Genomic DNA, 23,699 nt, shown 5'->3' on the forward strand with positions numbered 1-23,699 from the left:
AAGTCAACCGGCATTAACCAAGTTTTTGCAACGTCGGTATTGCGTCGGTATCCCAACGGTATCGCGGAGGTGGATTTTTTGTGGCGGCGCCAAAGGTAAGCACAAGGTGCGCTGGTGTTGCGGATCAGTCCAAGCTGGCCAGAAGATCCGCCTTGGTGAGCGTGAACTGCGAATCGATCCAGCGCGTCTCGAGCTGTTTGAGCGTCTGACCGAGTGCGGCGCCCTGAAATCGGCCTATCAGATCGGAAGGGCGGATCGGGCACTCTGCCTCTGCCCCGGCCACAACAGCGTCGAGCGCATCTGGCATGAGTGGCATTTCCAGCAGAGCGGCGCGTAAAAGCACGATCGAACGACCCAAATCAGCACCATGGTGATAGCCCAGCGCATTGGGGCTTTCTGTACTTTCCACGCCGTTGCGCAAGGTTTCGAGCTGACGCGCGCTTTTCTTGGAGAGGCGCAACGCGTCCGCCACCTGTTGGCCACCCAATGCCGCGAGGCGGCGCATGGGATCGGGGGACAGGCCCGCCAGCGCTTCCAGATGAACGAGCGGCGCAAGGGCACGATCATCCGCCCCCTCTAGCACCGCGGCCAGCGCACCAGTGCTGCGCATCGCCGCCACCGCGGGGGCCGGATCTGGCGCGCCCATAAGTTTCACCATCTCTGTGCCGATACGCTCTTTGGACAGGCTGGCGATGCCCTCGATAGTGGCAGCGATGGCGGCGAGCGCCTCTGGGTCCATGCCCTCGTCCGAGTCGCCGTAGTAGGCGTGAAAGCGGAAGTAGCGCAGGATGCGCAGGTAGTCTTCGCGGATGCGCTCTTCGGCCACGTCGATAAACCGCAGGCGGCGGGCCTCAAGATCGGCCAAGCCCCCCAGCGGATCCACCACGGTGCCATCAGAGCGGGCATAAAGCGCATTCATGGTGAAATCGCGGCGGTGGGCGTCATCCTCCACGTGATCAGAGAAGGCTACAACGGCGCGGCGGCCGTCGGTTTCCACATCACGCCGGAAGGTGGTGATTTCATGGGGGATGCCACCCGACACCACGGTGATGGTGCCATGTTCAATCCCTGTGGGGATCGCCTTGAGCCCGGCGGCCTTGGCCAGCGCCATGACCCGCTCTGGTCGGGCGTCGGTGGAGATGTCGATATCATTGACTGGCGCGCCCAAAAGCGCGTTGCGCACACAGCCGCCCACAAAGAGCGCCTGATGGCTATCAGTCTCTAACATGGCGCAAACCGCCTGTGTGGCGGGTGCGGTGAGCCAGTCTCCGGTGACTTTCATAGGCGTTCCACCCGGTCTGCCAACCCACGCAGAATGCGCGCGGTTGCGCCCCAGATGTAATAGGGACCAAAAGGTACGGTAAAGTAGTGGCGGCGCTTGCCCTGCCAGCGGCGGGACTGCACCGAAAACCGCGCCGGATCGGTGACATGGGCCAGCGGCACAGAGAAGACTTCCTCTACTTCTCCCGGTTCTGGGATCACCTCAAAAGCGTCTCTAACATGGCCCAAAACCGGTGTGACCGTGAAGCTTGTCACAGTTTCATGGGTGGGCAGCGTGCCGAGCACCTCGACGTTTTCAGGTGGCAGACCGATCTCTTCGCGCGCCTCTCGCAATGCGGCGGCAATCACATCCGCATCGGATTCATCCTGTTTGCCGCCGGGAAAGGCGATCTGGCCCGGATGATGTTTGAGATGGCTCGCGCGTTTGGTGAGGATGACATGGGGGATGCCGGATTTGATCTCGATCGGGACCAGTACGCCGGCGGGGCGCAGCTTGCGGCCCTTGGGCAAGATCACATCAGGATTGAGATCAAAATCAGAAGAGGCCGCGCTGTCCAGCGACAGCGCGGCCCGAATGTGTTCGAGTGGATCAGGCGCCAGCAGCATCAGCGCTGCGGTCCTTGGGTGGCATGCCCACGCTGGCCGGATCCATGTCGTAATGTGCGCCACAGAACTGGCAATCGGCGGTCACGCGGCCTTCCGGTGTGGTCATCTTTTCGATGTCACGCGCAGAATAGATCGACAGGGACTGGCGCACACGTTCCTCTGAGCAGGTGCAGCCAAATTTCACCGACTGCGCATCATAGACGCGCGGCTCTTCCTCGTGGAACAGGCGCACCAGCAGATCAGTTGGCGGCACGGAGGGGCCGATCATTTCCAGATCTTCCACCGTGTCGAGCAGGATATTGGCGCGATTCCAGTTCTCTGCGTCGTCTTCGTTGACCACATCTTTGGCCAGAAGATAGCCACTTTCACCGCTGCCGCCTTCACCGGAGATCTCTGGGCTTGCCTTTGGCATATGCTGCAGCATGATGCCGCCCGCGCGCCAATGCTCCCCGACGCCTGGCTCGATGGATTTGCCAAACTTCAGGGAAAAGCGCGTTGCCAGCTGTTCTGACTGGGCAAAATAGGCCTCAGCAGATGCCTGAAGCGACCCGCCAACAAGGCCGGAAATGCCCTGATACGGCTTCATGCCATCCCCTTGGTCGATCAGCACCGCGAAATAGCCATTGCCGAGCTGTTCAAACGGGGTGCCATCGGTCAGGCGCTCTTCGTCAAAGCTTGCGTAAGCGCGGATGCGGGCAATCTCACCCTCATTTTGGGGCGCGTAGTAATCGGTGGCGATCATGCGCACGGGGCCGTTGGTCTGCACCTGCAGCGACAGCTTCCAGCGCAGGCTGATGGTTTGCCCGATCAGCGCGGTCAGCAGGGCCATTTCGGCCACCAGCGCCTCGACCGTTTCCGGGTAGGCATGTTGCTTCAGCACGCCCGAGAGCACGCCGTCCAGGCGCGCAACACGCCCGCGAATATCAGATTTGTCCAACTGGAACGGCAGCACTGTGTCGTCCCAGGCAATTTTACTTGCAGCTTTCATGGGGTTTCCTTATCGGCCTTCCCTTGCCATACCGCGACTATATAGGGCCAGCAAGGGCAGGAAAAAGGGGTTTCACGGATGATACCACGATTTGGCACACCGCCACGCGCGGACATCTCCTATCGGTTGCGACCCGGGGCCTATGCGGTTCTGTTGCGGGGGGACCAAATGCTGGTGACCCATCAGAGCCGTCCGATCCCCGAGTTTCAGCTGCCCGGAGGCGGGATTGATCCCGGAGAAAGCCCACTGGTCGCGCTGAGCCGGGAGGTGTTTGAAGAGACCGGATACCGGATTGCCAAGCCCCGCAGGCTGGGGGCGTTTCGCCGCTTCACCTTTATGCCGGACTATGACCTTTGGGCGGAGAAACTCTGCACGGTGTATGTGGCCACACCCACGTTGCGAATTGGCCCGCCAAGTGAGCCGGGGCATGAGGCAGTGTGGATGCACGCCGCTGATGCAATCGCAAAGCTGGGCAATGACGGTGACCGCCACTTCGCCTCACTATTGTTGGGCTGACGCGGGGGGCGGGGTTAACTGCCCTGATACTCCAGAAGAATACCAGACACATCATCGGGGAACCCCTTGCCGCCGGAGAATTCATCCAGCTTCCAGACCAGCGCTTGCAGGGTGTTTTCCAGATCGTGATCCTTAAGATCGGCCATCATGGCCTCAAGCCCTTCTTCGCCCAGCATACCGGAACTGGTGTCGGGGCATTCAGTCACGCCATCTGACAACAGGAACAACCGATCGCCCGGAGCCAGTTGAATGTCGAACTGCGAAAATTCCGCGCCGGGAATCAGGCCAACGGGCAGACCGCCGGGGCCTTCCTGCTCAATGGCACCATCCGCACGCTGCACCAAAGGATGCGGGTGACCGGCCTGCGCCATGATGACCTTGCCGGTTTTGAGATCCACATCCGCCAGCAGCATGGTGAAATAATGCTCTGTCTCCATCTCATCGAGAATGATCTCGTTCAAACGGGCAACAACCTCTGCCGGGGGCAGTGGCTGATGGGATCCGTCCGGCAACACCTGCATGGCGACATTATGCTCTGGTGAAGTGGCGGAAAGATGCCCAGCAAGACGCGCGGTGATCAGGGCAGAGCTGATTCCATGCCCAGAAACATCAATCGCATAAAGACCGATTCGCGTTTCGCTGATCTTGTAGTGCCCCACAAGGTCACCGCCCACATGGCCAGACGACTGCAAGAGCAAAGACACCGCCGCCCCGTCAAAGGTGCGGAACCGTTCCGGCACCAAGGACTGCTGGAGCTTTTTGGCAGCCAGCAAGTCATTGTCCAGACTGTCATACAGACGACGCAACTCATCCAGCGTGTCGGTGATGACCCGGTTTTTGTCTTTGAGCTCGCGCTGCATGCGCAGAATACGCTCCGCCGCGGAGATCCGTGCCCGCAGCTCGTAGCCGTTCACGGGTTTGGTCAGAAAATCGTCCGCCCCGGCATCAAACCCTTGTGCCACCTCAGTTTTTTCACTCTTGGAGGTCAAAAGAATGAAGTATCCATAGGTCTCTGTCTGCAGCTCACGAAAGGCCACACAAAACTCAAGGCCAGTCATTCCCGGCATCATCCAGTCAGACAGAATCAGATCCGGCGGATCATTGCGGCAAATCTCCAGAGCTTCGGAGCCTGAAGCCGCTTCAATCACATCATAGCCATCCCGCTTGAGCGAGAGGCTAAGGATACGGCGCTGCACACGACTGTCGTCCACCAACAGAACACGTTTGATAACCCCGACACCCGGGGCATTTTTCTCAGCAGATTGAACAGAGGTCGTCGACAAAACGCTGGGGCCTTTGCACAAATTATAAAGTTCGTTAGACAGACATCTATGCTTGCGCTGCTTAACATGCCGTCAAAACTAAAAATGAGATAGTTCAAAATTTACCGGTTAGGAATTGTTAATACTTTTTTGTCACTCTTACGGAAGGAATTGATGAGGAAATGCCCATGATTGACTGGGAACGTGTAGATGAGCTGCGTCAAGAGATTGGTGCAGAAGACTTCGATGAAGTTGTGGATCTCTTTCTCGATGAAGTCGAGGAAGTGATTGGTCGTCTGCAAGATGGACCTGACATGGCCAATCTTGAGGCGGATCTCCATTTCCTGAAAGGCGGCGCGCTGAACCTTGGGTTTCAGACATTTTCGCAACTGTGCCAAGCTGGGGAAGCGGCGGCGGCAGCTGGAAAAGGCGAGACTGTCGACCTAGCAGCGATCCTCACCGCGTTCGAAGACAGCAAAAACATCTTTGCGCAAACCCTGGCAGCAGCCTGAGCAATTCCTGACGCGTCACCGTCTGACAAGATGACCCTCCAAAAAAGCGCGGCGCCATACTCTCTGGCGCGGCGCTTTTTCATATGTGGCCCTACACCCGCACCCAACGCGCAGATCACATGCTGTTAGAGCACGTATTGAGCGAGCGTTTCATCATTGGTGATGTCTGTGAAGGTCATGCCGGCGGCCTTGATTCGTGCAAACAGCGCGTCAAAGTTCTCAGATCGCGTGGTTTCGATGCCAATGAGCACAGACCCGAAATTGCGCGCCGATTTCTTCAGATACTCAAAGCGCGCGATGTCGTCTTCGGGGCCAAGCGTTTCCAGAAAATCACGCAGCGCACCGGGGCGCTGTGGCATGCGCAGAATGAAGTACTTCTTCACCCCTGAGAATCTTTGCGCGCGTTCTTTCACCTCTGGCAGGCGCTCAAAATCAAAGTTGCCGCCGGAGGTGACACAGACAACGGTTTTGCCACGGATCTGATCCGCGACATCGCTGAGCGCATCCACTGCCAAGGCCCCAGCTGGTTCCAGCACGATGCCTTCGACATTCAGCATTTCAATCATTGTCGCGCAGATCCGATCTTCGGGCGCGGCCAGAACCTTTTCAGGGGCGAGTGTTGCCAGCCGTGCGAAGGTTTTGTCACCGATCCGCGCCACAGCTGCGCCATCCACAAACCCGTCAAGATTGGCGAGCGTGACCGGTTGACCAGCATCCAGCGCCGCCGCAAGGCTCATCCCACCCTCTGGCTCCACCAGTGTGTAGTTGGTTTGATCGGCGAAATAGCTGTAAACACCGGAAGACAGCCCGCCACCGCCAACCGGCAGAATGATGTGGTCTGGCACTTGGCCAAGCTGCGCTTCGATCTCAACAGCGACAGTGGCCTGACCTTCGATCACATCCTCATCATCAAATGGCGACAGGAAGGCGGCACCGGCCTCTGCACAATAGGTTTTGGCCGCCGCCAGCGTATCGTCGAAATAGTCGCCCACGAGGCGGATCTCTACGTTTTCGCCGCCAAACACTTTGGTTTTGAAAATCTTCTGCTGTGGCGTGGTGACCGGCATGAAAATCACGCCCTGCACATCAAAATGCTTACACATATAGGCCATGCCCTGTGCGTGATTTCCGGCACTGGCGCAGACAAAAATGCGCTGATCCGGGTTGTCCACCCGACGCTTGCGCATGGCATTAAACGCGCCGCGCAGCTTGTAGGAGCGCACGGGCGTCAGGTCTTCGCGCTTGAGCCAGATGTTGGCGTCAAAGCGGGCGGAAAGGTGGGCATTCAGCTGCAGAGGCGTGGCGGGAAAAACGCTGCGCATGGCGGCTTCGGCAGTGCGGGCACAAATACGAAAATCGCTCATGTGCCCTCAGTGACTTAAGCCGCCCCGTTTGGCAAGGCCCAGTCGAGCCGGGCCCGCAGATCAGGGTCAGTCGATCGACCGGCCCTCAACATAGTGACCATACAATGTGGTCAGGATGCTGATGTTGAGGAGGGACACAAAAATCGTGGTCGCCAAATTCAGCACAACGGACAGTGGAGCAGAGACCAGCGCGAGACCAGCCGCCGCGCTCTGCGTCAGAATCTGAAGCCCTGCCAGCAGCAAAATCATCAACAGCAGCGCACCCCAGGATTTCGTGGTGGCCTCAAACGCCTGACTGAAGGTCACAGGTTTGCCGACCGCCGCTGCGGGCAGGATGACTGACAGGCGCATAAAGGCGAGCAAAGCAAAGAAGTAGGCAGGAATGCCGATCAGAAGGCCAAGCACCGGAGAAGCCTTCACAATCAACATCAGGACAAACCCGGCAGGCACAACCACAAGAAGGGCCGCCAGTGAGAGTTTAAAGATTTGCCCCCAATAGGCAAAGATCCGGGCTTTGTGAAAGGGCGGCATCCAACCCTGCGGCATCTCTTCGAGCATGACAAACCGATGCCAGGCGACAACGCACCATGTGGCGAGCAGGGCCGTCACGACAAACACACCCAAAAACGTGAGTATTCCAGCAAGTTGAGGTGTCGCCGCCATGTCTGCGTGGGGCACACTGGCAAGCATCAGGGCAACAAACAGCCCAAGCACCACAACACCGATCAGCGATGGCACCAGGAATATGCGCGCGGCTTCCCGCCAGTTGCGCACGATCATGCCAATGGCATGTTTGAACAGTTTCCAGCCCTGCATTGTCTCACCTCTAAGTAGCTGAAACCTCAGCTACAGTCGCGCAAAAGCGATCTCAAGGCAGAAACGGCTGTGACCCGCTGCGCCACCCGGCATGATGCAAGATTTGCACAGGCCGGGCGCCCTGAGGGGTTGGTTTCGGCGTCAGGCCTGCAACATGTCTGTCTCTGCAGCTGCCGGCAGGCCCATGGCAACCAAGGTTGGCTCGTTCAGACGGGCCGGATTGATCCCACTGAGGGTGACCCCCTCGCCACCTGGAAAGATCAGCACGGCGTTGCCATAGGTATCGGCACGCACGGCGACGTCCCTAACAGTGATCGGCTTGCCCTGCGCATCGGTGAGCTGAGACACATCAAGCTGGTCACGATCTGCGCCCTCGATGCGGAAGTCTTCCACCAGCTGAAAATCATAGGCCTCGGCAAACGCGAAGGTTTCGCTGTCACACATCCATTCGACCAACGCCTCTGTCACCTCGGCGGGGGCGGGTTGGGTTGGATCTGCGCCCTGCTCCCAAGGTTCCACAAAACTCAGCACACGCCCGCGCGCTGTGGTTGGAAACCCTCGCGGGTTATCAGGCGCAAAATAGGTGGCGCCGTGATGTTCAAAAAACGCGCCCTCCACAATGCCCAAGGCAGTGTCATACACAACGCTGCCACGCCCAAGAGGCGGATTGCCCTCTGGACAGATCTCTATTTCGAAACCGGCCTTCGCAGGTGTCGGTGTTGTCAAAGTGTCAAAAAGCCAATGGGCCCTTACATGTGCCATTAGTCTTCCCCCAAAATAATCCCAAGGACCACTACGGCGCAGCAAAGTTAAGAAAGACTGAAAAACTGGGGGCGAACTGCCTCGTGTTTTAAGCGCAGTTGCATCGATTTTTTGACGCCCGCGACCAAAAGGCTCAGGCCACGCGCCCCTGAGTGTTCCAGACCTGCGGACCCAGCGCGGATTGATAGACATGGGCCAGCTGCGTGAGCGCCTCTGTGGTCATGGTCTCGGTCTGCCACGCCTTGGCGCTCACCCCGAGCATGCGCGGCATGAGCATCGGCCAGATCTGCGCATCTTCTGTGGTGAACTCAGACCAGAAGGTGCCCTGTACCCCTTTGATGCGGTCTGCAAGGTTCGGATCGGGCACCGGCTCCCAGGCGATGGTGTCTGCCAGAGAGACATAGGCCGCCCAATTGGCGCCCCAGTCATCAGGATCATCGGTATGCGCCATATCAAGGTAGACATGCTGTGCCGGGCTCATCACCACATCATAGCCCGCGCGGGCGGCGGCGAGGCCGGGCCCCTGCCCTGTCCAGCTGAACAGCAGTGCGCCATTGCCAATGCCGCCATTATTTCCGCGCGCGGCCTCTTCCCACGCGCAGGGGCGGAAGCCGTGCGCGGTGGCTTTGGCAGCGAGCCGCGCAATGGTCCAGCCTTGCAGATCATCGGTGGTTTTCAGCCTTTCGCGGGCCATCAGCACACGGGCCAGCGGGCTGCCCATCCAAGTGCCTTCCGGCAGTTCGTCACACCCCAGATGCACATGACCAAAGGGGAAGAGTGCACCAACTTCCACCAAAATAGGCTCTAACACAGCCCAAGTCTGGTCAATTGCGGGATTTACCACATTGCCTTTGTAACCCTGCACGCTGGTTTCTGTGCCGCTGTCATCGGGATCGCGCAATTCCGGAAACACATGAGTGAGAGCGATGGCATGGGCGGGCACCTCAATCTCTGGCATCACCTCAATATTGAGCGCCTTGGCGTGGGCGATGATGGCGCGGGCGGTGTCTTTGGAATAGCTGCCCCCGGAGGTCAGCGCGCCGGCGAACAGGCCGGGCAACAGATGGCCCTCACCACAGAAGGCGGTTTGCTGCCAAAGCTCCGGAAAACAGTCGATTTCCAGACGGAATGCCTCATCATCTGCAAAATGCCAGTGAAAGCGGTTCATCTTGAGCAATGCCATCAGATCGAGCAGCTCAAAGATGGTTTCGGGCGCATAGTAATGGCGCGCAGTGTCCAAATGTTGCCCGCGCCAACCAAAACGCGGCGCATCTTTGAGTGTGCCACAGGGCAATGGCCCCTGCTGCATGAGCGTCAGAAGCGTGATGCCCGCATAAAACACCCCGCCATAGTCTCCAGCGCGAATCGTGATACCCTGCGGCGTGATGTCGATTTCATAGGCATCTTCGGGGAGATCTACGAGGTCAATATGTGGCTCTATCTCACCTTGGTATGCCCATTTCTTACGATCCGCCAGATCGGCAACTGCCTGCAGCGCGGGGTGCGCGCATTGGATGCCATCCAGCGACAGCGTGCCGCCGGATGGCACCCAGCTTTGCGGCTGCGGCACCAGCGGCAGGCCGGGGAACGGGCCGAGATCCGGCAGTGGTAGCGGGCGGCATCCCGAAGGCGGTTTGGGCAGAGGGATCGCCACGCCAGCCACCCGCAGAAAAGGGCCCAAAGGGAGCCAGGCGCGGTTGGCTGCGTGGAAGCCACCGGCATAGCGAATGGTCACTTCATACGGCTCATTGGCTGCCAAATCGGGAAGCTGAATTTCGGTGTAACTTCCCAGCTGTTTCGTCACTGTTCCACCAGAAACCACCTCAAATGGGGCCATGCCAGAAAAACAAAGCACCGGAGCTGCCAGTGCGTGATCCGGTGTGAAAGTGCATAGGATTTCCTTGCCAGTGAGGCGACTTTCATACTGCATATCAATCCAACCTGAGTTCTGAAACGAAGTCATAAATGTCTGAACGGTACAGGCCGCGCGTGAGCTCTATCGGGCGACCCGAGGCGAGATAGCCCGTGCGCACGATCTGCAACACCGCGCTGCCTTCGGGCAGCTTCATGAGATCGGCGTCAGACGGCGACAGATTGAGCGCCGTCACCCGTTGGATGGCGCGGGTGGGGGCGCTGCCATCTTTGCGCAGCAGCGTATACAGCGAGGTTTCAATTTTTTCAGGGTCGCGCAAAATATCGCGCGGCAAGGAAGAATATTCGAGCGCGATCGGCGTCCCCCCGGCGCTGCGCAGACGGTTGATGCGCGCAACCTTTTCATGGGCTGCAAGTCCCAACGTGACCATTTCATCGGGGTTTGGCGAAAACAGCCCACGCGAGAGCACTTCGCTGGTGGCCTGCATGCCGCGCGCGCGCATGGTTTCAGTGAAGGACACAAGAGAGGACAGGGATTGTTCCAGCCGCGGAGAGGGCATGGCCACAAACGACCCAGCACCGCGGCGCTGTTCAATCAGCCCCTCCTCCACCAGCAGAGACACGGCCTTGCGCACGGTGACGCGGCTGATGTCTGCGGTATCTGCCAGATCCCGTTCCGGCGGGAGCTGATCGCCGGGTTGCAGACCGCCACTGCGGATCTCTGCGGCGATGTGGCGGTAGAGCTGCTGATAACGTGGACCCCGCCCTGCGCGATGCCAGACAGTGGGATCATATAGCGACGTTTCGATTTCCATCGGGGCCCTCGTGTGGTTTCAAAAACAATACCAATTCGCAAGGCAGGCGCAAAAGGGCTGACTAAACACCTATCGAAATGCCTGTTTTTCATGGGTTATTCAAGGGAATTCTGTTTTGGTATTGTATTGGTAGTATTTTGGTTTGATTGAGTTAACATATTTGTCATGAATTGATTCGGCTTGCTGCTGAGCCGAAGAACACCATGGGGGATATGGATGGCCGAACTCTCCGCACAGGCGCCACAAGACAGCGCCAGCCTGCGCAGCCGCACTTTGCCAGAGGGGCTCTTTGGCTGGCTTCTGGTTGGGCCCGCCATGCTCTTCATCGCGGTGATTGTGGCGTGGCCGCTCGCGGAAACCATTCGGCTTTCTTTCATGGACGCGGGCCTGGGCGGCGAAAGCTATGTCGGCCTTGAGAACTATCAGGATCTCGCCGACAGCCGCCGCTTTCATCAGACCATTGTGCGCACGTTTTACTGGATGTTCCTCAGTGTGGGGCTGAAACTGATGCTCGGACTGATTGGCGCGACCCTGCTGAACGCAGCCATTCCGGGCCGGGCGCTGTTCCGGGTGCTGGTCATGCCGCCCTGGGTGATCCCAATTGCGATTGGCTGTATCGGCTGGCTGTGGCTCTATAATGGCTACTTCGGCGTCTTGTCTGGCGTATTGATGAAGCTTGGCATCACCGACGGGCCGTTTGAATTTCTCGCTTACAAAACCTCCGCTTTCTACTCTGCGGTTGTGACCGATGTCTGGGTGGGCACACCGATGGTGACGCTGTTCTTTCTGGCGGCAATGCAGGGGGTGAGCCGGGATCTGTATGAGGCGGCCTGGGTGGATGGGGCCGGACGCTGGTATCGCTTCCGCCGGATCACCATTCCGCAGATTTTCCCGGTGATCGTCTCTATGGCGCTGCTGTCGGCGATTTTCACCTTCAACAGCTTTGAGATTATCTGGATTTTGACCGAAGGTGGGCCACGCGGTGCAACCACCACCATGATCGTGGACACCTATAAGGTTGCAATTGGCAACTACAAGTTTGGCGAAGGCGCGGCTCGGGCGGTCATCATCGTGATCCTGCTTGGCCTTTTCTCTCTCATCTATTTGTTCTTCTTGAACAAAGTGAACAAACGCTACGGGGTGAAGTGACATGATGGATCGCTACACAAAGCTGCAACTGGTGGGCATTTACGCCGCTCTGGCTGTTTTCCTCACCTTTATGCTGTTGCCGTTTTTTGAAATGTTCATGGCCAGCCTGCGCCCGCTGGAGCATCTGTTTCGCAGCCCGTATCAGTTCTGGTCTGATGATTTCAGCCTGCAGGCCTATAGCGATATGTGGGTCACGGTGCCCCTGCTGGGGCGCTATATCTTCAACTCGATTTTCATTGCCAGCTCTGTCACCTTGATCACCATGGTATTTGTCGTGCCTGCGGCCTATGCCTATGCGCGGCTGAATTTTCCCTTCAAAAACATCAGCCTCGGTATCTTCCTCGGGGTGAATATGTTCACTGGTGCGGTGCTGCTCATTCCACTTTATCGTGTGTTGCGCACCATGGGGCTGCTCAATTCCTACTGGGCGATGATCATTCCCGGTGTCGCCTTCCTGATCCCCACCGGTATCTGGCTGCTGCGCTCTTATCTGGAGAAGATCCCGCGGGAGCTGGAGGAAGCGGCCTTTGTGGATGGCGCCAGCCGTCTTTACACCCTGCGCCGTGTGGTGCTGCCGCTGGCGGTGCCGGGGCTGATCGTGGTGGGCGTGGCCGTGTTTATCGGCGCCTACGCACAGCAATTTTTGTTCGCAATCACATTCAACCAGACCCGCGAGCTGCAGCCGCTGCCTGCCGGTCTTTACGAATTCATCGGGTATCAAACGGTGACCTGGAATGAGATGATGGCCGCTGCCTTGGTGGGCGTTCTGCCTGTCATGGTCATCTTCCTGTTCCTGCAAAAGTATCTCGTCGCCGGCCTCACCGCTGGCGCCGTGAAAGAATAAGCCAACAAGGGAGACTAATTATGAAAAGCGTAAAACTGACATTGGGCGCAGCCCTTTTGTCTGGGGTGGCCAGCACGGCCATGGCGGCAGACAAAGAAGTTCATTTCATTATGTGCGGCGGCGAAGTGCGCGCGGCAGACCAAGCGGTGGTCGATCAGTTTGAGGCCGATTACGAAGGCGTCAAAGTCAATCTGGAAGCGGTGCCATGGGGCACATGTCAGGACAAATCCCTGACCCTCGCCGCAGCAGGTGACCCGCCCTCCATCGCCTATATGGGCAGCCGTACTCTGCGTCAGCTGGCGAAGAATGATCTGATCGTTCCAGCAGAAATCGACGAGAGCACACCTTATCAGCCCGGCGTTCTGAACACTGTGACCGTGGAAGGCACCGCCTGGGGGTATCCGCATGCCTTCTCCACCAAGGCGCTGTATCTGAACTGTGACATCATCGAAGCCTCCGGTCAGGCCTGTGAAGCGCCCGCCACCTGGGACGCGATGTATGATTTGGCCAAAGGCGTGGTGGACAATACTGATGCGGCGGGCGTGGGCCTTGCGGGCAAAGACTTTGACAACACCATGCACCAGTTCCTGAACTACCTTTATTCCAATGGTGGTGCGGTGATTGACAGCGCGTCGGGCAAAAACATGCTCGACAGCAAAGAGACCCGCGAGACGCTGGAATTCTACGGCAAGCTTGTGGATGTGGCGCAGGACGGCCCAACCGCATGGGAACGTGACCAACTGCGTGATCTGTTCAACGACGGCCAGATCGCCATGTATGTGTCTGGCCCATGGGGACACAACCAGCACAACGAAGACATCAACCAGAAGGTTGTGCCTGTGCCTGCTGGCCCCTCCGGCACCTCCGGTTCGATCCTGATCACCGACTCCATCGTGGTGTTCAAAGGGTCTGGCCATGAAGATCTGGCGCAGGAGTTGGCCAAGCGCATCACCTCTGGTGACAGCCAGTATGATCTGGACAGCAGCTGGGGCCTGACCCCGATCTTGGACTACTCCAAGCTGGGAAAAGAAGATCTCTACTACGCAGATGGCATCTGGCCGACCTTCACTGCCTCCATCGCGACCGGTGGCCCGGAGCCGCTTGTGGAAGATTTCAAATCGCTGCAGTCGGTCTTCACCAACATGGTGCAGGGCATCATCCTGAAAGATGACACGGTCGACAACCTGGTGACAATCGCCGCCGAAGAGCTCGACGACGCGCTCTAAGCGGTCTCCCTGCTCCGGGCGCGCCCGCGATGGTGCGCCCGGGGTGTGATCCTCCTCACTTTCAATAATTTTCAGACAGACGGACAGTGCCATGGCGACGCTCAACCTCAATGCAATCACCAAATCCTTTGGCACGGCCAAAGTGTTGCATGACATCAGCCTCGCCATTGAGGACAAGGAATTTGTGGTGTTTGTCGGCCCTTCAGGCTGTGGCAAATCCACCTTGCTGCGCATCATTGCCGGGCTGGAGGAAGCCACATCCGGCTCCATCGTGATTGGCGGCGAAGATGTAAGCCACGCCGCGCCGGTGGATCGCGGCATTTCCATGGTTTTTCAGTCCTATGCGCTCTATCCGCATCTGACGGTTTATGAAAACATCGCCTTCCCACTGCGGGTGCAGAAGATGGCGAAAGATCAATTGGATGCGCGTGTGCAACACGCCGCCAAAGTGCTCCAACTCACGGACAAACTGCAACTGAAGCCCGGACAGCTTTCGGGTGGTCAGCGCCAGCGGGTGGCCATTGGCCGTTCGATTGTGCGCGAACCGAAGGTGTTCCTGTTTGATGAGCCGCTCTCCAACCTTGACGCCGCACTTCGTGGGGATATGCGCGTCGAGCTGAGCCAGCTGCATCGTCAACTGGACGCCACCATGGTCTATGTGACCCATGATCAGGTCGAAGCCATGACAATGGCCGACCGGATTGTGGTGCTGAACGGCGGTCAGGTGGAACAATTTGGCACGCCTATGGAACTCTATCACCACCCGGCCACCAAATTTGTGGCGAGCTTCATTGGCCAGCCAAACATGAACTTTGTTCCCGCCAAGGTGCTCGACACCGCAGGCGCGCTGACTGTGGAGCTTGAAGGCGGCCACAAGATGTCGCTGCCGGTGGAGACCGAGGGGGTCAGCGTTGGTGACACTGTGGAGGTCGGCATTCGCCCCGAACATGTGGCCTTGGGCCAGAATGGTCTCGATATTTCGGTGAATGTGCTGGAACGTCTGGGCGGTGTGGCAATCACCTATGGCACCATTGGCAATGGCACGCGGTTCTGCGCCTCCTTGCCTGGTGACGCGCCAGTGCGTGAGGGGGAGATCCTCAAGCTCACGGTCGCGCCCGAAGATTGCCACGTGTTCCAAAGCAACGGTCAGGTGCTGCGCCGCAAATCTGCGCCGGCGCTGGTGGCCTGAGGATAAGCCATGCGTGTTGTCACAGCAGGGATCGGGCTTCGGGCGGGGCATGTGCTCTCCATCCTGAAAAAAGCCATGCCCGAGGTGGAATTTGTCGGGTTTTATGATCCACAGCCCACCCATCTGGAAATGATTGGCACCGATGTGCCGCAGTTTGACGATGTTGAGACCATGCTCGCCGACACATCGCCGGATCTGTTTTTTGTTGGCTCACCGAACAGTTTCCATCTGGAGCATATCAAGGCAGGACTGGCCGCCGGGGTGCGGATTTTCACCGAAAAGCCCGTGGTCACCACCAAAGAGGAGACCATGGCGCTGGCCGCGCTTCTCGCCGAACATGGCACAGATCGTGTGATGGTCGGGCTGGTGCTGCGCTATTCGCAACATATGGTGGACCTGCGCCGTGTGCTGGATCAGATCGGGCCGATCACCTCGATTGAAGCGAGCGAACATATTGCGCCGTATCACGGGGCGTTCTTCATGCGGGACTGGCGGCGGATGGTGCGCTGGTCTGGCGGCTTTATGTTGGAAAAATGCTGTCACGATCTGGACATCTACAACATGGTGACGGGCTCGCGCCCCAGCCGCGTGGCGAGCTTTGGCGGGCGGCGATCTTTTGTGCCGGAATTTGCACCCACATCAAACGCCGAAAATGAGATCATGCATCGCAAGAAAAGCGTATGGGAAAGCGTGGATGATCCATTTCACAGCGACGGTGATATAATCGATCACCAGACCGCAATCCTGCACTATGAAAGCGGCGCGTCGATGAGTTTTCACACCAATATCAATGTGCCCGATGAGCACCGCCGCTTCTGTGTGATGGGCGCGCTTGGCATGATTGAGGGCGATTTTATGCGCGGCTTTGTGCGGGCCACGGCGCGGGATGGCAGCGTGATTGCCGATCACGATTACACACAGATGGAAGCCGCGCGCGCCTCTGCCCACTACGGTGCGGATCACATGATGGTGGATGACATCGTCGCCTTTTTGAAAGGCGAGAGCGACAGCCTGCCGGTGGGCGTTGTGGATGCGCTTGAGGCCGGGCTGGTGGCCATGGCACTGGATGAGGCACGCATCAACGGCAGCATGATTGATATGGCCCCGATCTGGGCCGAGTTTGACAAGTTTGGATTGCGGGAATGACGATGAAAGCGGATGTTCCGGGCGCCTGGATGGCGCAGGAAAGTGGCGAAGCGCTGGGTGTTTTTGCGCGGGCGGCGACACAGGCGGTGGCCCTGCCCGACATAGGGGATGTGCGGGCGTTTTACACCATTGCGCGGGGCTCCTCTGATGCGGCGGCCAATATTCTCTCCTATGAGTTCATGCGCGTGCTGGGCGTACCGGTCACATCGCTGCCGCCTTCGGTGTTTTCCATTGGTGATGGTGTGAAGATGGCGGGCACCGCCGCGCTGGTGGTGAGCCAATCTGGCGCGAGTGAGGATCTGGTGCGCAGTGCCAAAGGCGCAGGGGCGCGAGGTGCAAAAGTGCTGGCAATCACCAACCAGCCAAACAGCCCGGTAGAACAGGTTTCAGAAGTGACCGTGCCCATTGCTGCTGGGCCTGAAAATGCGGTGCCTGCCACCAAAACTGTGGTTGGATCAATCGCGGCAGGTATGGCACTTTTGGCTGGATTAGAGCCGAAATATGACGCCAAGAGCTCTGCGGCAACGCTGGCAGGCGCGCCCGCTGCGCTGCCAAATGCAGCGGCAATCCGCGCGGCTTTCCTGCGGGCGCGCAGCGTCTATGTGATTGGGCGGGACACCGGCTTTGGGGCTGCCCATGAGGTGGCGTTGAAGCTGAAGGAATGCTGCGCAATTCATGCCGAAGCCTACTCCTCGTCCGAGGTGCTGCATGGCCCTCTACAACTGGCCACCAACCCGCTCATGGTGATGATCCTAGACACCGGGCGGGCCGACATTCAGGACAGCCTCGATCAGGCAGAAGCGCGGTTTCAGGCAGAAGGCTGTGACGTGCATCGCCTGCGGGTGAGCGCACTTTGTGAGGGGCCGCTGACCCCGGCGGCGGCGGCGGCTTACCTGCTTGCGCTGATCTACCCTGTGATCCTTGAAACTGCGCTGGCTTTGGGATTGAACCCAGATGCGCCGGAAACGCTCTCGAAAGTGACCCAAACCACATGACCGACTCTTTGAACAGCTGGGCCACCTGGCGCGAAATTCATCAACAACCTGCGGTTTGGCGCGCCTGGGGCGCGGCGTTTGACGTGGCTGGCTTGCGCGCCTGGATTGCGGAACAGGGCGCGGACGAGGTGTGGTTCTGCGGTGCAGGCACCAGCGCCTATATCGGCGACATCATCGCCGCGGCTGTGCCGGGCACGCGCTCTGTGCCCTCCACCGATCTGGTAGCCAATCCGCGTGCGTTTCTGACGGGCAACCGCCCGCTGGTGGTGAGCTTTGGCCGCTCAGGCAATTCCACCGAAAGCCTTGGCACGCTCGATGCGCTGGATGCACTGGCCCCAGATGCACCGCGTTTGCACATCACCTGCAACCCGGACGGCGCGCTGGCAACCCGCCCCTCTCCCGGCCCACTGAAGGTGATCAACCTGCCCGAAGTGACCCATGACGCGGGCTTTGCCATGACCAGCAGCTTTTCCACCATGCTGCTGACCGCGCTGGCCCTGTTTGATGCGCCTTGTGATGTGCCTGCGCGCTTTGCGGCGCTGGCCGATCAGCTCGACGCCCTGTTGCCGCAGTTTGGCACGCCGCGCCCGGAGCGCGCGGTTTATGTCGGCTCTGGCCCGCTGACCTATGCGGCGCGGGAGGCAGCGCTGAAGGTGATGGAGCTGACCGCCGGGCAGACACCTGCGCTGTGGGACAGCAGCCTTGGCTTCCGCCATGGGCCAAAGTCCTTCGTGCGCGGAGAGACCGCGATCACCGTATTCTCAAGTCCGCAATCGCCCACCCGCGCCTATGACACCGATCTGGTGACAGAGCTGCGCGCGCAGTTCCCCGACGCGCGGGTAACAGAGATTGGCCCGGGGGGTGATATCGACATCCCAATGCCCTTTGGCACCGCTTGGGCAGCACCACTGTGCATCGCTGCGGCGCAAATCGATGGCGTTAAATGGGCCGCAGATCTGGGCCTGAATGTGGATGATCCCTTCACCGGCCAAGGCACGCTCAGCCGTGTGGTGGCAGGGGTGACCCTGCATGGTGTTGGCGACGGAGCAGACGCATGACAGTCGCCGGCATCGATCTGGGAGGCACTAAATGTGAGGTGCGCCTGTTTGATGAAGACTGGCGCGAAGTGACGCGCCACCGCGCGCCGACGCCAAAAACTTACAAAGAGCTGGTCACAACTGTGGTGGATCAGGTCCGATGGGCCGAAGCGGAAGCCGGAATGGCGCTGCCGGTGGGTGTGGGGGCGGCCGGTCTGATAAACCCCAAAACCGGCCTCGCGCTGACCGCCAATCTGCCCGCCACCGACCATCCGTTTCCCGCCCATCTGAACACCGCTTTGGGACGCCCTATCACCTATGTGAATGACTGCCGCGCACTGGGGCTGTCAGAGGCGATTTTTGGCGCAGGGCGCGGCCACAACACCGTGATGTCCCTGATCATCGGCACAGGCATTGGCGGCGGTATTGTGGTGAATCAGTCTCTGTTAAAAGGCCCAACCCTGACGGGCGGTGAGTTTGGCCACATCGCTGCGCCCGCGCATATTGTGAGCCGTTACAGGCTGCCAATCCATCGCTGTGGCTGTGGCCGATTGGGCTGTATTGAAACCTATGTGGCGGGGCCCGGACTGACCGCGCTGGCACAACATCTGAGCGGGCTCGCGCTCTCTCCGCCAGAAATAGCTGAACGCCGCAAGGGCGATATGGCGCGGGTCTGGAAAGTCTGGACCAGCCTTGCCGCCGAGATGATCCACGGGCTGACACTGACTGTCGATCCCGATGTGATCGTACTGGGCGGTGGTCTGAGCCAGATCGACGGTGTGATCGAAGACATCTCAGCCGCCGCACAAGACGCCCAGATCGGGGATTTCTTGGCCGCAAAGCTGGTACTGGCTGAGGGCGGCGACGCCAGCGGCGCACGAGGGGCTGCCTATGCAGCCTGGCAGGAGACACAACATGACGGATGAACTCCGCAAGATCATCACCCTGAACCGCAACGGTGCGCCGGTGGCCATTCCCTCGGTCTGCACCGCGCATCCCGATGTGTTGCGTGCCTCGCTCGCGCTTGCAGAGCGCAAGGATCAGCAGGTGGTGATCGAAGCCACCTCCAATCAGGTCAATCAGGACGGCGGCTACACTGGGATCACGCCGGAAGGTTTCATCCGATATGTGCATGACATAGCCGATGATGCCGGCGTGGATCGCGGGCGCATCATCTTTGGCGGGGACCATCTCGGCCCACAGGCCTGGCGCGCAATGCCTGCCGAGGCGGCGATGGAAAAGGCGCGCGTTCTGGTGCGTGATTATGTGAAAGCCGGGTTTGGCAAGATCCACCTGGATTGCTCCGAAGGCTGTGCGGGCGAGGCAGCGCAGCTCAACGACGATCAGACCGCCAGCCGCTCTGCCGATTTGGCACGGATTTGTGCCGAGGCGGGCGAAGATCTGTTGTTTGTGGTCGGCACCGAAGTGCCCCCTCCGGGCGGCGCGCGCATGGATGAGGACGGAGATATCCCTCCCACCGACGCAACTGACGCGGCCAAAACCCTCGCCATGCACATCGAGACCTTTGGCGATCTGGCCCCCGCGATTGGCGGATTGGTGGTGCAGCCCGGTGTGGAATTCAGCCCGACCGAAGTGCATCACATGCCACTGGCGCGGGATCCGGGCTTTCTCGCGGCCCTGAAGGACTATCCCAATGTCTGCCTTGAGGCGCATTCGACGGATTATCAGCACCCAGAGGTGTTTCACCGGCTTGCAGAGCTGGGCTTTGCGTTCCAAAAGGTCGGCCCGGCGCTGACCTTTGCCTACCGCGAGGCGCTTTATGCGCTGGACACACTGCGCGGCGCCAAAGGCGCGCTGCAGGCGGCAATGGAAGAAGTGATGTTGGAAACGCCAAAACACTGGCAGGGGCACTATCATGGGGCCGAGGATGCGCTGTATCAGCAGCGTCATTTCGGGCTGGCGGATCGTATCCGCTATTACTGGCCGCAGCCCAAGGCGGTTGCTGCTGTGAAGGCGCTGTTTGATGATCTGCCCTCCGTTATACCTGACGCGGCACTGCAAACCGCCTTTGATGAGGCCACGCTGACCCGTGCCGAGATGCTGGACGGTGCGCAAGCGCAGCGGCTGGTGGATGCGCAGATCGAATTGGCGCTGGAGCCCTACTTTCTTGAGGTGACATCATGAGCACGCAGTGGCTGGCCCCAGATCAGCTGTTTGACGGCAAGGACCTGCGCACAGGGATGGCTCTGCGGGTGGACAATGGGATTGTCACCGAGATGGCAGAGACCCCCGCTGGCGCGACCCCCGTGACAGGCACGCTGACGCCCGGCTATGTGGATTTGCAGGTCAATGGCGGTGGCGGCGTGCTGTTGAACACCAGCCCAACACGGGAGGGCATCGCCACCATCGCAGCGGCGCATCGGCGGTTTGGCACGGTGGCGCTGTTGCCCACTGTGATCACGGATCGGCCAGAGGTGCTGGAAGAAGCCGCAAATGCGATCGTCGCCGCCAAAGGGCTGCCGGGCGTTATTGGGTTGCACATTGAGGGGCCGCATATCTCTGAGCCCCGCAAAGGCACCCACGATGGTGCCTATGTGCGCCCGCTGGATGCGCGCACAATGAATGTGGTGCAGCATCTGCGTGAAACGGATGTGCCTGTGATGATCACTTTGGCGCCTGAGGCGGTCACGCTGGAGCAGATCAGAGAATTGGCAAGTTGGGGCGCAATAGTCTCTGTTGGGCACTCCGATGCCACCGCCACGCAGGTAGAGGCCGCGATTGCTGCTGGCGTGCGCTGCGCCACCCATCTTTACAACGCGATGTCGCCCATGACGAGCCGGGAACCGGGTGTGGTTGGCGCGGTGATCAACTCATCACTATACGCCGGGATCATCTGCGACGGCTTTCATGTGGCTGACAGCATGGTGGGGCTGGCGCTGCGCGCGCGCCCAGTGCCGGATCGCATGATGCTGGTTTCGGATTCCATGGCCACGGTTGGCGGGCCGGATCGGTTTGACCTTTATGGCCATGAGGTTGCGCTGCGCGACGGGCGTCTGATCAACCGTCAGGGCGGTTTGGCCGGGGCGCATATCACGCAGGCACAGGGCGTGCAGCGCCTGATTTCAAAGATCGGGCTGTCACCGGAGGCGGCCTTGCGCATGGCGATCACCACCCCTGCGACCTGCATGGGGTTGCCTGCGCTCGCAAGCCCGCTCAACCGCCCTGTCGAAGATCTGATCCTGCTGGATGAAGACCACACCGTGACGGGCACGCTTGCAGAGGCTCTCACTGCGCCAAAAGCCCCCGATGCGGCGGAATAGGCTCACATTTGAGGTCTGCATCGACACTCCTGCCGGGTTGAATGCCTGTGCCGGGTTGGTGGATCGGATCGAGCTGTGCAGCGCGCTGGACTTGGGGGGCCTCACACCCGATCCCGGGCTGATTGCGCTGGCGGCGCAGAGTGGCCTTCCAGGCCATGTGATGATCCGCCCCCGCGCCGGGGATTTCTGCTATGACGCGGCAGAAACAACAGCCATGTGTGCCAGCATCGCAGCGGTGAAAGAGGCCGGTTTGACCGGTGTGGTCATCGGCGCACGCAAGGGGGATGCGCTGGATCTGAAAACGCTCACCACTTTGATACGCGCCGCCAAAGGGCTGGAGGTCACGCTGCATCGGGTGATCGACCTGCTGCCGGATCCCATCGCGGCGATGGAGCAGGCCATCACACTAGGCATAGACCGTATCCTGACATCCGGCGGAGCGCCCAAGGCGGTTGACGGACTGGCGCAGATTGCACGTCTGTACAGCACAGCAAACGGGCGGATCGAGATCATGGCGGGCAGCGGCGTTTCAGTCTCTAACTTGGCTGAAATTGCAGATATGACAGGCGTTACATCCTTTCACAGCTCCTGTGCGAAAGACATGCCTGTGGCCGCTGATTTGCAGCAATTTGGCTTTGCCAAAACCCAGCGTGTGACAGACCGAGCGACCGTGCAGGCCTTTCGCGCCGCGTTAGACCACCTCGCACAGACCTAGCTGCGCAGCGCCTGTGCCAAAGCGTTATAAGATGCCTTCGGCGTGCGCGCAAAACTGTCAAAATCCACACGAATCAGGCCAAAGCGCTTCTCATAGCCCAGCGCCCATTCGTAATTATCCATCAGCGACCAGATGTAATAGCCCTTCAGTGGCACATCTGCGGCCAGCGCCTGTTTGACGGCATCGAGATGGGCGTTCAGGTAGGATATTCTATGTGGATCATCAACCGCGCCACCGGTGATCTGGTCAGGCGCTGACATGCCATTCTCTGTGACATAGATCGGCAGATCGCCGGTGTATTCCCGCGCCATTCGGATAAGGAAATCACGCAGCCCATCAGGATAGATCTCCCAGCCCATAGAGGTCAGCGGCAATTCACCGGTGTGCTCGCTATAGCTTGGCCAGGGCGCCGCGGCCGGACCAATGAGGTTGCGGGTGTAATAGTTCAACCCGCTCCAATCCACAGGCGTGGTGATGACATCAAAATCATCCTGCCAACCTTTGGGCAGATGCGGGCCAAGCCCTTCGAGCACCAGATCGGGGTAGGCCCCTTTGAACAGCCCGCCCAGAAAGAACCGGTTGTAAATCGCATCATAGCGCGCGGCGGCGGCGGCGGCCTCTGCACTGTCATCAACCGGCGCGGCCCACTCAAAATTGCACACCGCGCCGAGGTTTTTCATGCCATGGCCGCGCATCACCTGAATGGCAGTGCCGTGGGCCAGAAGCACATGGTGCATGGCGCGCGCGGTGGCGCGGATGTCGCTCAGCCCCGGCGCATGGGCGCCAACAAAATGGCTCAGCCAGCCAACACACCAAGGCTCGTTGATCGGCGCGACGGACCAGACACGATCCCCAATCTGACGCATGAGCGTGTCGGTATAGTCGCCAAACCAGCTCGCAATATCGCGATTGCGCCACCCGCCCAGATCGGCCAGGGCGGAGGGCAGCTCCCAGTGATAGAGCGTAAGTGCCGGGTTGATACCCCGCGCAAGCAGCCCATCCACCAGACGGTCATAAAAATCGAGCCCTTCCTGATTGGGGGTGCCGCGCCCCTCTGGCAGCACACGCGCCCAGCTGGTGGAAAAACGATACGTGTCCACCCCCAGCCCAGCGATGAGATCGAGATCCTCTTCCAGACGGTTGTAGTGATCACAGCCCAGCGCGCCATTTTCAGCGCGCACCACATTGCCCGGGGTGGCCGCGAAATCATCCCAATGGGTGCGCCCGGCGCCGCCAAAGCTGTGGCCCTCAATCTGGTAGCTTGAGGTCGCAACGCCAAACTGGAAGTCTTGCGGAAAGTCGGACCGTTTGTGGGTGATCATG

Annotated in this window: 23 protein-coding genes; 13 read left to right on the forward strand and 10 right to left on the reverse strand. The window is 59.5% G+C overall.

Features of this window, described 5'->3' with window-relative positions:
- Window positions 1-124: 124 nt before the first annotated feature.
- Genes PJL69_RS09060 through hslO form a run of 3 tightly spaced genes read right to left on the reverse strand, consistent with a single transcriptional unit; the run spans window position 125 to window position 2,875 of the window.
- Complete coding sequence (locus PJL69_RS09060; protein WP_271309351.1) at window positions 125-1,282, reverse strand: CCA tRNA nucleotidyltransferase; 1,158 nt, start codon at window positions 1,280-1,282, stop codon at window positions 125-127.
- Window positions 1,279-1,887: a CoA pyrophosphatase gene (locus PJL69_RS09065; protein ID WP_271309352.1), complete on the reverse strand. Its 609-nt coding sequence runs from the start codon at window positions 1,885-1,887 to the stop codon at window positions 1,279-1,281. Before PJL69_RS09065 ends, PJL69_RS09060 begins: the two co-directional genes overlap by 4 nt.
- Window positions 1,871-2,875 (reverse strand): Hsp33 family molecular chaperone HslO, encoded by a 1,005-nt coding sequence (gene hslO, locus PJL69_RS09070; protein WP_209097271.1) that lies wholly within the window; start codon window positions 2,873-2,875, stop codon window positions 1,871-1,873. The genes PJL69_RS09065 and hslO overlap by 17 nt, the downstream gene beginning before the upstream one ends.
- A gap of 78 nt (window positions 2,876-2,953) precedes the next feature.
- Between hslO and PJL69_RS09075 the strand changes: the two genes are divergently transcribed.
- Entirely contained in the window at window positions 2,954-3,391 is a 438-nt protein-coding gene (locus PJL69_RS09075) for an NUDIX hydrolase (protein WP_209097272.1), read from the forward strand.
- A 14-nt stretch (window positions 3,392-3,405) separates the two neighbouring features.
- On the opposite strand, the gene PJL69_RS09080 is transcribed toward PJL69_RS09075, so the two are convergent.
- Window positions 3,406-4,674 carry a PP2C family protein-serine/threonine phosphatase gene (locus PJL69_RS09080; RefSeq protein WP_247743358.1) on the reverse strand — a complete coding sequence of 423 codons (1,269 nt, stop codon included), beginning with the start codon at window positions 4,672-4,674 and terminating at the stop codon, window positions 3,406-3,408.
- Window positions 4,675-4,841: 167 nt separating this feature from the next.
- Here PJL69_RS09080 and PJL69_RS09085 point away from each other — a divergent pair, with 167 nt between their 5' ends.
- Window positions 4,842-5,165 (forward strand): Hpt domain-containing protein, encoded by a 324-nt coding sequence (locus PJL69_RS09085; RefSeq protein WP_209097273.1) that lies wholly within the window; start codon window positions 4,842-4,844, stop codon window positions 5,163-5,165.
- A 125-nt stretch (window positions 5,166-5,290) separates the two neighbouring features.
- Here the strand turns inward: PJL69_RS09085 and ilvA are convergent, their stop codons facing one another.
- The 5 genes from ilvA to PJL69_RS09110 form a co-directional block, all read right to left on the reverse strand.
- Window positions 5,291-6,529 carry a threonine ammonia-lyase IlvA gene (gene ilvA / locus PJL69_RS09090; RefSeq protein WP_271309353.1) on the reverse strand — a complete coding sequence of 413 codons (1,239 nt, stop codon included), beginning with the start codon at window positions 6,527-6,529 and terminating at the stop codon, window positions 5,291-5,293.
- 66 nt (window positions 6,530-6,595) lie between these two features.
- Window positions 6,596-7,345 (reverse strand): hypothetical protein, encoded by a 750-nt coding sequence (locus PJL69_RS09095; RefSeq protein WP_271309354.1) that lies wholly within the window; start codon window positions 7,343-7,345, stop codon window positions 6,596-6,598.
- Between the two features lie 141 nt (window positions 7,346-7,486).
- Window positions 7,487-8,107 carry a hypothetical protein gene (locus tag PJL69_RS09100; RefSeq protein WP_271309355.1) on the reverse strand — a complete coding sequence of 207 codons (621 nt, stop codon included), beginning with the start codon at window positions 8,105-8,107 and terminating at the stop codon, window positions 7,487-7,489.
- A gap of 133 nt (window positions 8,108-8,240) precedes the next feature.
- Window positions 8,241-10,070: a beta-N-acetylhexosaminidase gene (locus tag PJL69_RS09105; protein ID WP_271309356.1), complete on the reverse strand. Its 1,830-nt coding sequence runs from the start codon at window positions 10,068-10,070 to the stop codon at window positions 8,241-8,243.
- Window positions 10,039-10,794 carry a GntR family transcriptional regulator gene (locus PJL69_RS09110; RefSeq protein ID WP_271309357.1) on the reverse strand — a complete coding sequence of 252 codons (756 nt, stop codon included), beginning with the start codon at window positions 10,792-10,794 and terminating at the stop codon, window positions 10,039-10,041. The genes PJL69_RS09105 and PJL69_RS09110 overlap by 32 nt, the downstream gene beginning before the upstream one ends.
- Before the next feature lie 216 nt (window positions 10,795-11,010).
- Here PJL69_RS09110 and PJL69_RS09115 point away from each other — a divergent pair, with 216 nt between their 5' ends.
- The 11 genes from PJL69_RS09115 (at window position 11,011) to PJL69_RS09165 (ending at window position 22,376) form a co-directional block, all read left to right on the forward strand.
- On the forward strand, window positions 11,011-11,943 hold the full coding sequence (locus tag PJL69_RS09115; RefSeq protein ID WP_209097278.1) for a carbohydrate ABC transporter permease: 933 nt from the start codon (window positions 11,011-11,013) through the stop codon (window positions 11,941-11,943).
- A gap of 1 nt (window position 11,944) precedes the next feature.
- Entirely contained in the window at window positions 11,945-12,787 is an 843-nt protein-coding gene (locus tag PJL69_RS09120; protein WP_271309358.1) for a carbohydrate ABC transporter permease, read from the forward strand.
- A gap of 20 nt (window positions 12,788-12,807) precedes the next feature.
- Window positions 12,808-14,013 carry an ABC transporter substrate-binding protein gene (locus PJL69_RS09125; protein ID WP_271309359.1) on the forward strand — a complete coding sequence of 402 codons (1,206 nt, stop codon included), beginning with the start codon at window positions 12,808-12,810 and terminating at the stop codon, window positions 14,011-14,013.
- A gap of 91 nt (window positions 14,014-14,104) precedes the next feature.
- Window positions 14,105-15,202 carry an ABC transporter ATP-binding protein gene (locus PJL69_RS09130; protein WP_271309360.1) on the forward strand — a complete coding sequence of 366 codons (1,098 nt, stop codon included), beginning with the start codon at window positions 14,105-14,107 and terminating at the stop codon, window positions 15,200-15,202.
- A 9-nt stretch (window positions 15,203-15,211) separates the two neighbouring features.
- On the forward strand, window positions 15,212-16,348 hold the full coding sequence (locus PJL69_RS09135) for a Gfo/Idh/MocA family protein (protein ID WP_271309361.1): 1,137 nt from the start codon (window positions 15,212-15,214) through the stop codon (window positions 16,346-16,348).
- Complete coding sequence (locus tag PJL69_RS09140; protein WP_271309362.1) at window positions 16,345-17,343, forward strand: SIS domain-containing protein; 999 nt, start codon at window positions 16,345-16,347, stop codon at window positions 17,341-17,343. Before PJL69_RS09135 ends, PJL69_RS09140 begins: the two co-directional genes overlap by 4 nt.
- Complete coding sequence (locus PJL69_RS09145) at window positions 17,340-18,401, forward strand: SIS domain-containing protein (protein ID WP_271309363.1); 1,062 nt, start codon at window positions 17,340-17,342, stop codon at window positions 18,399-18,401. Before PJL69_RS09140 ends, PJL69_RS09145 begins: the two co-directional genes overlap by 4 nt.
- Window positions 18,398-19,306, forward strand: coding sequence for an ROK family protein (locus tag PJL69_RS09150; RefSeq protein ID WP_271309364.1), 909 nt, complete (start codon window positions 18,398-18,400; stop codon window positions 19,304-19,306). Before PJL69_RS09145 ends, PJL69_RS09150 begins: the two co-directional genes overlap by 4 nt.
- Window positions 19,296-20,525, forward strand: a complete 1,230-nt coding sequence (locus PJL69_RS09155; RefSeq protein ID WP_271309365.1) for a class II D-tagatose-bisphosphate aldolase non-catalytic subunit — start codon at window positions 19,296-19,298, stop codon at window positions 20,523-20,525. The genes PJL69_RS09150 and PJL69_RS09155 overlap by 11 nt, the downstream gene beginning before the upstream one ends.
- Window positions 20,522-21,661 carry an N-acetylglucosamine-6-phosphate deacetylase gene (locus PJL69_RS09160; protein WP_271309366.1) on the forward strand — a complete coding sequence of 380 codons (1,140 nt, stop codon included), beginning with the start codon at window positions 20,522-20,524 and terminating at the stop codon, window positions 21,659-21,661. The genes PJL69_RS09155 and PJL69_RS09160 overlap by 4 nt, the downstream gene beginning before the upstream one ends.
- Window positions 21,648-22,376: a copper homeostasis protein CutC gene (locus PJL69_RS09165; RefSeq protein ID WP_271309367.1), complete on the forward strand. Its 729-nt coding sequence runs from the start codon at window positions 21,648-21,650 to the stop codon at window positions 22,374-22,376. The genes PJL69_RS09160 and PJL69_RS09165 overlap by 14 nt, the downstream gene beginning before the upstream one ends.
- On the opposite strand, the gene PJL69_RS09170 is transcribed toward PJL69_RS09165, so the two are convergent.
- Window positions 22,373-23,698 carry a GH1 family beta-glucosidase gene (locus PJL69_RS09170; protein WP_271309368.1) on the reverse strand — a complete coding sequence of 442 codons (1,326 nt, stop codon included), beginning with the start codon at window positions 23,696-23,698 and terminating at the stop codon, window positions 22,373-22,375. The genes PJL69_RS09165 and PJL69_RS09170 overlap by 4 nt on opposite strands.
- Between the last annotated feature and the right edge of the window lies 1 nt (window position 23,699).

Origin of the sequence: Shimia sp. MMG029 (assembly GCF_027947445.1) — a bacterium.
GTDB lineage: Bacteria > Pseudomonadota > Alphaproteobacteria > Rhodobacterales > Rhodobacteraceae > Shimia.

What these genes read in the sequence shown, in the direction of transcription:
- PJL69_RS09075 (WP_209097272.1), top strand. Translation starts at nt 2,954, where the DNA reads ATGATACCACGATTTGGCACACCGCCACGCGCGGACATCTCCTATCGG.
- PJL69_RS09150 (WP_271309364.1), top strand. Translation starts at nt 18,398, where the DNA reads ATGACAGTCGCCGGCATCGATCTGGGAGGCACTAAATGTGAGGTGCGC.
- PJL69_RS09140 (WP_271309362.1), top strand. Translation starts at nt 16,345, where the DNA reads ATGACGATGAAAGCGGATGTTCCGGGCGCCTGGATGGCGCAGGAAAGT.
- PJL69_RS09165 (WP_271309367.1), top strand. Translation starts at nt 21,648, where the DNA reads ATGCGGCGGAATAGGCTCACATTTGAGGTCTGCATCGACACTCCTGCC.
- PJL69_RS09160 (WP_271309366.1), top strand. Translation starts at nt 20,522, where the DNA reads ATGAGCACGCAGTGGCTGGCCCCAGATCAGCTGTTTGACGGCAAGGAC.
- hslO (WP_209097271.1), bottom strand. Translation starts at nt 2,875, where the DNA reads ATGAAAGCTGCAAGTAAAATTGCCTGGGACGACACAGTGCTGCCGTTC.
- PJL69_RS09100 (WP_271309355.1), bottom strand. Translation starts at nt 8,107, where the DNA reads ATGGCACATGTAAGGGCCCATTGGCTTTTTGACACTTTGACAACACCG.
- PJL69_RS09130 (WP_271309360.1), top strand. Translation starts at nt 14,105, where the DNA reads ATGGCGACGCTCAACCTCAATGCAATCACCAAATCCTTTGGCACGGCC.
- PJL69_RS09155 (WP_271309365.1), top strand. Translation starts at nt 19,296, where the DNA reads ATGACGGATGAACTCCGCAAGATCATCACCCTGAACCGCAACGGTGCG.
- PJL69_RS09115 (WP_209097278.1), top strand. Translation starts at nt 11,011, where the DNA reads ATGGCCGAACTCTCCGCACAGGCGCCACAAGACAGCGCCAGCCTGCGC.
- PJL69_RS09120 (WP_271309358.1), top strand. Translation starts at nt 11,945, where the DNA reads ATGATGGATCGCTACACAAAGCTGCAACTGGTGGGCATTTACGCCGCT.
- PJL69_RS09085 (WP_209097273.1), top strand. Translation starts at nt 4,842, where the DNA reads ATGATTGACTGGGAACGTGTAGATGAGCTGCGTCAAGAGATTGGTGCA.
- PJL69_RS09095 (WP_271309354.1), bottom strand. Translation starts at nt 7,345, where the DNA reads ATGCAGGGCTGGAAACTGTTCAAACATGCCATTGGCATGATCGTGCGC.
- PJL69_RS09170 (WP_271309368.1), bottom strand. Translation starts at nt 23,698, where the DNA reads ATGATCACCCACAAACGGTCCGACTTTCCGCAAGACTTCCAGTTTGGC.
- PJL69_RS09110 (WP_271309357.1), bottom strand. Translation starts at nt 10,794, where the DNA reads ATGGAAATCGAAACGTCGCTATATGATCCCACTGTCTGGCATCGCGCA.
- PJL69_RS09125 (WP_271309359.1), top strand. Translation starts at nt 12,808, where the DNA reads ATGAAAAGCGTAAAACTGACATTGGGCGCAGCCCTTTTGTCTGGGGTG.
- ilvA (WP_271309353.1), bottom strand. Translation starts at nt 6,529, where the DNA reads ATGAGCGATTTTCGTATTTGTGCCCGCACTGCCGAAGCCGCCATGCGC.
- PJL69_RS09135 (WP_271309361.1), top strand. Translation starts at nt 15,212, where the DNA reads ATGCGTGTTGTCACAGCAGGGATCGGGCTTCGGGCGGGGCATGTGCTC.
- PJL69_RS09060 (WP_271309351.1), bottom strand. Translation starts at nt 1,282, where the DNA reads ATGAAAGTCACCGGAGACTGGCTCACCGCACCCGCCACACAGGCGGTT.
- PJL69_RS09065 (WP_271309352.1), bottom strand. Translation starts at nt 1,887, where the DNA reads ATGCTGCTGGCGCCTGATCCACTCGAACACATTCGGGCCGCGCTGTCG.
- PJL69_RS09145 (WP_271309363.1), top strand. Translation starts at nt 17,340, where the DNA reads ATGACCGACTCTTTGAACAGCTGGGCCACCTGGCGCGAAATTCATCAA.
- PJL69_RS09105 (WP_271309356.1), bottom strand. Translation starts at nt 10,070, where the DNA reads ATGACTTCGTTTCAGAACTCAGGTTGGATTGATATGCAGTATGAAAGT.